The following is a 4,256-nucleotide window of genomic DNA, read 5'->3' as shown; positions in this document are numbered from 1 at the left end:
TAACGAAGCAGATCCCGGGTAAAATCGACGCTCCCGAAGGGTAAACAACACTTGAAATATTATTCTTTATTTTGTTCTCACCCATCGGGCTGAACTTCCACCTTATCCGGGTATAACCTAACAAGGGGAATTTCAGTGAATTTTTTGACGGGTTCAAGATTGGTTATGCAAGATTCAGGTAGAATAGATCCAGTATGACGACCGGGACGGCGAATAGATCCAGTATGACGACCGGGACGGCACCGGATCCGAAATTTCCCGTTTTGAGAAGTGTGATACGGGAGCCACCTTTATTGCGATCTCGGCCCAGGGGAAAAACCCCTTTGTTTCCCGAAACCGTCTTACAGGACCGATTGAACCACCTGAGAGAAACCTTTGGGATCCCGAACAGCCATGTCGGCCAGGACTTTCCTGTCAAGCTCGATGCCGGCACGGTGCAACGCCCCCATCAAACGACTGTAAGAAAGTCCATTCTCCCTCGCGGCGGCATTGATCCGTACGATCCACAGGCGACGAAAATCCCTCTTGCGGGCCCTGCGGTCCCTGTAGGCATATTGCCTCGCCCGGTCTACGGAGACGGTGGCCGTCCTGAAGAGCTTGCTGTGTCCTCCTCGGTATCCCTTGGCCGCCTTGAGTATCTTGTTTCTTCGTCGTCGCGTTTTAAATCCGCCCTTTACCCTTGGCATGATTGAACCTCTTTCATGTTTTTCCTGAATTTTTGATTACACCGGCCAAAACCACGTCGATCTACACAGGAGCAAAAACTTCTTATTCTCTGAGAACGAGATATTCACATCAACCACATTCCCGAAAAAGGCGATTGTTCCATCCTCCTCGGTTGCTCCCGTTTATCGGTGGGTTTCCTCCGCGGCACATCTCCGGATATTCTCCCCTGGGGGAGGCGAACATCAGAGATACGGTACCAGCCGGCGAACACCTCTTTCATTGGTTGAATGAACAAGAGAAGACTTCCGCAGGTTTCTCTTACGCTTTGTAGTCTTCTTGGTAAGAATATGGCTGGCAAAGGCCTTGTTCCTCACGATTTTTCCTGATCCCGTGGCCTTGAAGCGCTTGGCCGCGCCACGGTTGGTCTTCAATTTAGGCATGTAATTTCCTCCAAAAAAATGTTCTTCTCCCCAGGCCGAATTCCAGCGGGGAAACAAGTAGGTGTTTGCAGGCAAGCGAGAGCCTTGACCCCAGGGAAACCTTCGTATCGATTCTGAGAATAAAGTACACCCCTCTCCGCCAAGCCCCTGAGACCTTTGATCAAGGGCCCCGGCGGGGAAGTAACCAGAAAACCTCCACACGGCGCCTGCATCCCGCTCCGGCGTCAGCTCAGGTATGAAGCCGCTCTCCTCCAAGAATCCGTAAAGACGGCCTTTTCTCTCCCCTTAATTCGGCACGAGAACCATTGTCAGGCGCCAACCCTCTCGGGTGGGGGGCTGCTCCACAGTGCCGAATTCGGAGACTTCTTCAGCGATCCTATTGAGAAGCTCTATTCCCGCATCCATGTAAGCCATCTCACGACCCCTGAAGTGGACCGAGATCTTGACCCTGTCCTTTTTTTCCAAGAACTTCTTCATGTTCTTGATTTTGAAATTCAAATCATGTTCCTCGGTATGGGGCCGTATTCTCACCTCTTTGAGTTGAACGGACTTGGCCTTTTTCTTGCCCTCCTGGACTTTTTTGGCCGCCTGATATTTATACTTGCCGTAATCCATGATCCGGCACACAGGCGGATCGGAATTGGGAGCCACCTCCACCAGGTCCAGCCCATCCTTCCGGGCCCGTTCAAGGGCCTGTTCGGAAGACATAATCCCGAGCTGTTTACCATCCACCCCGATCAGTCTCACCGTCCTGGCGCGGATCCTCTCATTCACCCTGACATCATTGCTCTTCCTGCCTATAGCCACTACCTCCTCTTATTTGATTCATCCTTGATCATGTCGGCAAATTCCCCTATGGACATAGAGGGAAGGTTCTTGCCGCTCCGAAGTCTCGGAGTCACCACTCCCTGTTCCGATTCCCTGTCTCCGATGATGAGCATATAGGGAATCTTCTGCAATTGGGCCTCTCTTACCTTCAGCCCAAGCTTTTCGTTCCTGAAATCCGGTTCCACCCTGATTTCGGAATCGCGTAAAATTTTCAGAACCTTCTCGCCGTGGGGGATATTCCGATCCGTCACCGTCAGGATCGATACCTGCACCGGTGCGAGCCAAGTCGGGAAAGCACCGGCATAGTGTTCGATCAGGATCCCGATAAAACGCTCAATGGAACCGACGATCACGCGGTGGATCATTGTGGGGCGGTGTTTCTGCCCGTCCTTGTCCACATAAGACAAATCAAACCTTTCAGGAAGGGTAAAATCGCACTGGATCGTCGAGCATTGCCAGGTTCTCTCAAGGGCATCCCTAAGCTTAACATCGATTTTCGGTCCGTAAAAGGCCCCTTCCCCTTCATTGACCTGGTAAGGAAGGCCGAAGTCCTCAACAGCCCCCTTTAACGCCGCAGTCGCCCTGTCCCAGTCCTCGTCTGACCCGATGGATTTTTCAGGCCGGGTACTTATCTCAAGCTCGTACTCGAACCCGAAGATCTCCATGATATCCTTTACAAAGGAGAGCACTCCCTTGATCTCCCCGTCCAGTTGATCCGGCGTGCAAATGATATGAGCGTCATCCTGGGTGAATTCCCTCACCCGAGTGAGTCCATGGAGCACACCGGAGCGCTCGTGTCGATGGACCAGGCCCAACTCGAAGTACCTTTTCGGGAGCTCCCGATAGCTCCGAATGCTGGAACGGTAGATCAACATATGAGCGAGGCAGTTCATCGGCTTGATTCCGTATGACTGCTTGTCGATCTCGGTAAAATACATGTTCTCCCGATAATTGTCGAAATGCCCGGACCGTTTCCATAGGTCAGTTTTTAGGAGTTGGGGGCCTTTGACGATCTCGTAACCACGCTTGAGATGCTCCTGCACCTCGAATTCCTCCAGAAGGTGCCTGAGCATTCCCCCCTTGGGATGCCACACTATCATGCCCGCCCCGATCTCCTCGTAGGTACTGAAAAGCCCTAAACGGGGCCCGAGTTTGACGTGGTCCCTCTTCTTGGCCTCCTCGAGTTTCTGGAGATATTGTTTCAGAGTCTTTGGATTGGAAAAGGCCACCCCGTAAATCCGGCTCAACATCGCCCTGTTTTCATCCCCACGCCAGTAAGCCCCTGCCACCTTGGTGAGACGAAAGGCCTTAATCATCGAGGTGGATGGAATATGGGGCCCCCGGCATAAATCCGTAAAGGATCCTTGGGTATAAAGGGAAACCTTTTCTTCACCAAGGTCTTGGATCAATTCGACCTTGTAATCCTCCCCTTCCTTTTCAAAGAAATCAATGGCCTCCTCCCGTCCCATCTCCTGTCTTACAAAGGGATAATCGGCCTTGATGATTTCCATCATCTTCTCTTCGATTCTCGGGAGGTCCTCTTCCCGGAAAGGCCTCTCGTAATCGAAGTCATAGTAAAACCCGTTCTCAATGGCTGGGCCGATGGTTACCTTGACGCCAGGGAAAAGTTCCTTGACGGCCATGGCCATGACATGGGAGGTACTGTGCCTGAGTATCTCCAGCCCTTCTTGGGAATCGATATGAACGGGCTCCAACTCCGAGTCCGAATCCAGGTCCCGGGACAGGTCTCGTACTTCTCCATTTACCCTGACCGCGACCACCCTTTTCAGATCCCTAACTTCGAGGGCCTTCAACGCCTCGCTTCCTGTAAGGGACTCTGACTGGATCTCAATGGGCGCCTGCCCTTTCAGCCGGATCGTATAGGTATTCATCTTTCGCTCTTCAAATCAAATAAGGCATCCAAAAGCTAATCACAATCCAGATTGGATGCCTCTTGCCGAATCATCATTAGAATGTCAAAAGGTATGAGGGCGACACGCCTTCTCTTGCGCCAAACAAATGTTTGCAGGCTCCCATTATTCGGTGTGGTCCTCTTTTCTCCGTAGATTGAATCCGGGAGGCCTCCTGACAATCAGGGATTTCGGCCAGATAAAAAACGTTCTTAATAATTTTGTTTGTATTTTTATCCTGTATTTCAGGCACCTTGTCAACATAAAAAAGGGTACCAGCGTTGGCTGTACCCTTTGTTTGCCTATTCCGGTGAAAACGGCATGTCATTCCGGAGCATTCCGACACCCTGATCCGGAGGATTGCGGCACCCCCGAGCGAGGAAGTCGGAGCGAAGCGACGCTGGGATTTATG

General features: G+C 51.7%; 4 protein-coding genes. All 4 read right to left on the bottom strand.

The genetic code is table 11. The features are described from left to right. Positions 1–341: 341 nt before the first annotated feature. The 4 genes from rplT to thrS all read right to left on the bottom strand — a co-directional run bounded on the left by rplT (position 342) and on the right by thrS (position 3,826). Positions 342–686 (bottom strand): 50S ribosomal protein L20, encoded by a 345-nt coding sequence (gene rplT, locus JRF57_16185; GenBank protein MBW2305236.1) that lies wholly within the window; start codon positions 684–686, stop codon positions 342–344. A gap of 222 nt (positions 687–908) precedes the next feature. Next, a complete protein-coding gene (gene rpmI / locus JRF57_16180; GenBank protein ID MBW2305235.1) occupies positions 909–1,106 on the bottom strand; it encodes a 50S ribosomal protein L35 in 198 nt (65 codons plus the stop codon). A gap of 285 nt (positions 1,107–1,391) precedes the next feature. Beyond that, positions 1,392–1,907, bottom strand: coding sequence for a translation initiation factor IF-3 (locus tag JRF57_16175; GenBank protein ID MBW2305234.1), 516 nt, complete (start codon positions 1,905–1,907; stop codon positions 1,392–1,394). Positions 1,908–1,912: 5 nt separating this feature from the next. Then, positions 1,913–3,826 (bottom strand): threonine--tRNA ligase, encoded by a 1,914-nt coding sequence (thrS, locus tag JRF57_16170; GenBank protein MBW2305233.1) that lies wholly within the window; start codon positions 3,824–3,826, stop codon positions 1,913–1,915. Between the last annotated feature and the right edge of the window lie 430 nt (positions 3,827–4,256).

The organism is Deltaproteobacteria bacterium, from assembly GCA_019310525.1.
GTDB lineage: Bacteria > Desulfobacterota > DSM-4660 > Desulfatiglandales > HGW-15 > JAFDEE01.
This window is presented reverse-complemented; position numbering and strand designations above follow the sequence as displayed.

What these genes read in the sequence shown, in the direction of transcription:
- rplT (MBW2305236.1), bottom strand. Translation starts at nt 686, where the DNA reads ATGCCAAGGGTAAAGGGCGGATTTAAAACGCGACGACGAAGAAACAAG.
- rpmI (MBW2305235.1), bottom strand. Translation starts at nt 1,106, where the DNA reads ATGCCTAAATTGAAGACCAACCGTGGCGCGGCCAAGCGCTTCAAGGCC.
- thrS (MBW2305233.1), bottom strand. Translation starts at nt 3,826, where the DNA reads ATGAATACCTATACGATCCGGCTGAAAGGGCAGGCGCCCATTGAGATC.